The sequence below is a fragment of the Micromonospora sp. M51 genome (assembly GCF_018070305.1).
In the GTDB taxonomy this organism is placed as follows: Bacteria; Actinomycetota; Actinomycetes; order Mycobacteriales; family Micromonosporaceae; genus Micromonospora; species Micromonospora parva.
Window position 1 is genome coordinate 1 of sequence record NZ_JAGPXZ010000492.1, and the last position, 4,733, is coordinate 4,733.

The following is a 4,733-nucleotide window of genomic DNA, read 5'->3' on the forward strand; positions in this document are numbered from 1 at the left end:
ATCCCTGGAGAGCGTCTTCTCCTACCTGGTGGAGGCATAGATGTCCACGGTTACCTGGATCACCGCGCGCGGGTTGTTCGGCCGACGTCGGTTCCTGCTGCTGTTGCCGCTGCCGTTGGTGCTGCTCGGCCTGGCCGTGCTCTGTCGGTCGCTGGGGGTGGACCCGCGCGAGTGGGGGCCGCCGGTGCTCGTCGGTCTCGGGCTCGCCGTGGTGCTACCGGTGGTCGCGCTGATCATCGGCACGGGCGTGCTGGGCGCCGAGATCGACGACGGCACCGTGGTGCACATCCTGACCAAGCCGCTGCCGCGCTGGCAGATCGTGCTGCCGAAGCTCGCGGTGGCCGCCGGGGTCACCGCGGTCACCGTGGCGGTGCCGCTCTACGTCGCGGGCGTGCTCGCCAGTTCGGTACGCCTCGGTCTGGCGCTGGCCGCCGCGGCGGCGCTCGGCGCGCTGGCGTACTCGGCGTTCTTCCTCGCGCTCAGCCTGGTCACCAGGCGGCCGGTGCTCCTCGGCCTGGTCTACGTGCTGATCTGGGAGGGTCTGCTGGGCAACTTCGTCAGCGGCACCAAGGTGCTCTCCATCCAGCAGTACGTGATCGCCCTCGCCGACCGGATCGCCCCCACCGGGCTGTTGGAGGCGAGCGTGTCGGTGTCGGTGGCGTCGGTGATGACCGCGCTGGTCAGCGTCGGCTTCACAGTGCTCGCCATCGACCGCCTGCGCTCGTTCAGCGTGGCCGGCGAGACGAGTTGACAGCGGTGCGAGCTGCTGTTCCGGCCAGCCCCCGCCCGGCGGTAGGGCTGGCCGGATGGACCGGTCGGGCCCGCTCGGGTCAGGCTGACGGGCGTGAGCGTCGAAGCGGAGCGGACGTCGTTGGCTGAGCCGTACTCCCGGAGCAGCCGGCCGTGGCTGACCAGCCTGGCCGTCGCCGGGCTGGCCTGTGCCACGGTCGCCACGGCGGCCCAGGGCAGCGGCCAGTTCCACTGGTGGGCCGTGTTCATCCTGATTCCGGCCGCGTTGATCGCGGCCAGCGGTGGGCCGTTGCTGGCCCGCGGGGGTGGCCGGTCCTTCGCCGGGTACGTGCTGGCCTGCGTCGGCACGATCGTCTTCGCGGTCGGCGCGCTGCTGATGTTCGGCGTGATGGGGCGGGGCTGGCCGCTGCTGGTGGTGCTGCCCTGCCTGGCCGTCGCCGGCACCTACGGCTGGCGGGCGGCTCACCCGCTGGCCCGCGGCCTGCACCGGGCGGTCGCCCTGCTCGCGCTGACCGGCGCGCTGCTCGGCCTGACCCTGCAACTGATCCGGGTGGATCTGATCCACCTCAAGACCGGCTGGTGGGGCGCCTTCCTGATGTTGGCCGGGGCGATCGTGCTGGGCAACGCGGGGGAGCTGACCCGGCACCGGATGCCGTACCGACTCCAGGCGATCACCCTGCTGGTGGGGCCCTCCGTGGTCGCGTTCCTGCTCGGGCTGCGGTTCCTGCGCGGCTGGTGACCCGCCGGTCCGCCCCCCCCCCTCCGGGCGGCGGCGGCCCCGCGGCCCAAGGCGCAGGCCCTGACCAGCTCCGGGGCGCGGTCCGGGAGCAGGTCGAGCTTGCCGATCCGGCCCGCCGCCCGTAGGTCATCGGCGACCAGGGTGAGCTGCTCCAGCAGCGCCGCCGGGCCGAGCGCCTCGGCCAACGGCACCTCCGCCTTCATCGACAGCTTCCGCTCCGACTTGGCCCGGCGCACCTGGCTCAACGCGTCACCGGCGAGCCGCAGCAGCGCCGGCTCCCCCGACCCCTCGATCGTCCGGGCCACCTCGTGGGTGGTGGGCCAGGGTGCCCGGTGCACCGAGCCGTAACGCCACCACGACCAGACCTCCTCGGTCACGTACGGCAGCACCGGGGCGAACAACCGCAGCTGCACCGACAGCGCCGAGGCCAACGCCGCCCGTGCCGAGTCGGCCGCCGCGCCGGTGCCGTAGGCGCGCTCCTTGACCAGCTCGATGTAGTCGTCGCAGAACCGCCAGAAGAACGCCTCGGTCACCTGCAACGCCGCCGTGTGGTCGTACGAGTCGAAGGCGGCACCCGCGGCGGTGACCACGGTGGCCAGCTCGGCGAGCATGGCCCGGTCCAGTGGTGTGGTCGTCGGGGCGCGCAGGGCGTCCGCCGCGCCCAGCCCGAGCGCGAACTTGGACGCGTTGAGCAGCTTGGTGGCCAGTCGCCGGCCCACCTTGATCTGCGCCGGGTCGAACGCCAGGTCCATGCCGGGCTTGCCGCTGGCCGCCCAGTAGCGCACCGCGTCCGAGCCGTGCTGCTCCAACAGGGCCAGCGGGGTCACCACGTTTCCCTTGGACTTCGCCATCTTCTTGCGGTCGGGGTCGAGGATCCAGCCCGAGAGCACAGTGTCCCGCCAGGGCAGCACCCCGTGTTCGAAGTGGGAACGGACCACGCTGTCGAAGAGCCAGGTCCGGATGATCTCCTGCCCCTGCGGGCGGAGGTCCATCGGGAAGACCCTGGCGAACAGGTCCGGGTCGGTCTCCCAGCCACCGACGATCTGCGGGGTCAGCGACGACGTGGCCCAGGTGTCCAGCACGTCCGGGTCGCCGATGAAACCGCCCGGCTGGCCGCGCTGAGACTCGTCGTACCCCGGCGCCGGATCGCTGGATGGATCGACCGGCAGCGCGGACTCGTCCGGCGTGAGAGGGTGGGACCAGTCCGGCTCGCCAGCGTCGTCGAGCCGGTACCACACCGGCACCGGCACCCCGAAGAAGCGTTGACGGCTGACCAGCCAGTCCCCGTTGAGGCCGCCCACCCAGTTGTCGTAGCGGTGTTTCATGTGCGCCGGCACCCAGTGCAGCTCCTCGCCGCGACCCAACAGGGTGGCGCGCAGCGCCTCGTCCCGGCCGCCGTTGCGCAGATACCACTGTCGGGTCGAGACGATCTCCAGTGGCCGGTCACCGCGTTCGTAGAACTTGACCGGGTGCGTGACCGGGCGCGGCTCGCCGATCAGGTCACCGGCGTCGGCCAGCATCCCGACGATCTCCCGGCGGGCACCGTTGACGGTCTGCCCGGCCAGCGCCGCGTACGGCTGCGGGGGCACCCCGTCCGGCGGCTCGGGGAGCAGTCGACCGTCCCGGCCGATCACCACCCGGGTGGCCAGCCCCAGCTCACGCCACCAGGTCACGTCGGTCAGGTCACCGAAGGTGCAGACCATCGCGATGCCGGTGCCCTTGCCGGGTTCGGCGAGGGGATGGGCGTACACCGGCACCTCGACGTCGAACAGCGGGCTGCGCACCGTGCCGCCCACCAGGTCGGCGTACCGCTCGTCGTCGGGGTGGCAGACCAGCGCCACGCAGGCCGGCAACAGCTCGGGCCGGGTGGTGTCGATGAGCACCGCACGCCCGTCGGCAGTGGCGAACCGCAGCCGGTGGTAGGCGCCGGGGCGCTCCCGGTCCTCCAGCTCCGCCTGGGCGACAGCGGTGGCGAAGCCGACGTCCCAGAGTGTCGGCGCCTCTGACTGGTACGCCTCGCCGCGGCGCAGGTTGCGCAGGAACGCCCGTTGGCTGGTGGTCCGGGCGATCCGGCCGATCGTCGTGTACGTCAGGGACCAGTCCACCGAGAGCCCCAGCCGCCGCCACAGCGCCTCGAAGGCCTGCTCGTCGGTGACCGTCAGCCGTTCGCACAGCTCGATGAAGTTGCGCCGGGAGATCGGGGTGGGGTCGCGGCGGGCCGCGTCGTCGACCGGGGCCGCCGGTGGCCGCCACACCGGGTCGTACGGCAGCGCCGGGTCGGGTCGCACCCCGTACACGTTCTGCGCCCGACGCTCGGTGGGCAGGCCGTTGTCGTCCCAGCCCATCGGGTAGAAGACGGCCTTGCCGCGCATCCGCTGGTAGCGCGCCGAGGTGTCGGTGTGCGTGTACGAGAACACGTGCCCCATGTGCAGCTCGCCCGATACGGTCGGCGGCGGGGTGTCGATCGCGTACACGTCCTTGCGCTCCTTCGAGCGGTCGAACGCGTACGTGCCTTCCTCCTGCCAGCGGCGCGCCCAGCTCTCCTCGAGCCCGTCCAGGGTCGGACGCTCGGGAACGCCGGCGCGGGCCGTCCTCGCCGTGTCGGTCATCCTGCGATCGTAGGCATCCGCCGGGTGCGGGGCGACGTAGTTGCGGCCGAACACACCGGCCGGCGGGGAACGGCCACCACCGGGGCGGCCCGGCTAGATCAGCGAGTCGCGCCACTGGCGGTGCAGGGCGGCGTACCGGCCGCCGGCCTGGGCCAGCACGGCGGGTGGGCCGTCCTCGACGACCTTCCCGCCGTCGATGACGAGCACCCGGTCGGCGGTCTCCACCGTGGAGAGTCGGTGGGCGATCACCAGTGCGGTCCGGTCGCGCAGGATGGTGCCGAGTGCCCGCTGCACCAGACGTTCCGTCGGCACGTCCAGCGACGACGTCGCCTCGTCCAGGATGAGCACGCTCGGGTCGGCCAGGAACGCGCGGGCGAACGCGACGAGCTGCCGCTGCCCGGCGGAGAGCCGCCCGCCTCGTCGGTGCACCTGGGTGGCGTACCCGTCGGGTAGCGCGGCGATGAAGTCGTGCGCCCCGATCGCCCGCGCGGCGGCCTGCACGGCGGCGTCGTCGGCCCCCGGGCGACCGAACCGGATGTTCTCCGCGACGGTGCCGCTGAACAGGTGGTTCTCCTGCGTCACCAGCACCACCGCCCGGCGCAGGTCGGCGTCGCGTACGTCGCGCAGGTCGACCC

The 4,733-nt window shown here is 72.7% G+C and carries 3 protein-coding genes; 1 reads left to right on the plus strand and 2 read right to left on the minus strand.

The genetic code is table 11. The features are described from left to right. Positions 1–40: 40 nt before the first annotated feature. Positions 41–751, plus strand: a complete 711-nt coding sequence (locus KBX53_RS22850; protein ID WP_030337472.1) for an ABC transporter permease subunit — start codon at positions 41–43, stop codon at positions 749–751. Between the two features lie 461 nt (positions 752–1,212). Here KBX53_RS22850 and valS read toward each other — a convergent pair whose 3' ends face one another. Together valS and KBX53_RS22865 are read right to left on the minus strand one after the other, a co-directional pair. Beyond that, the gene (gene valS / locus KBX53_RS22860; protein ID WP_247676070.1) at positions 1,213–4,098 is read right to left on the minus strand and encodes a valine--tRNA ligase; all 2,886 of its coding nucleotides are present in this window, start codon (positions 4,096–4,098) and stop codon (positions 1,213–1,215) included. A gap of 93 nt (positions 4,099–4,191) precedes the next feature. After that, positions 4,192–4,733, minus strand: a 542-nt coding sequence (locus KBX53_RS22865) for an ATP-binding cassette domain-containing protein (RefSeq protein ID WP_210861556.1), incomplete at its 5' end; no start/stop codon positions are given.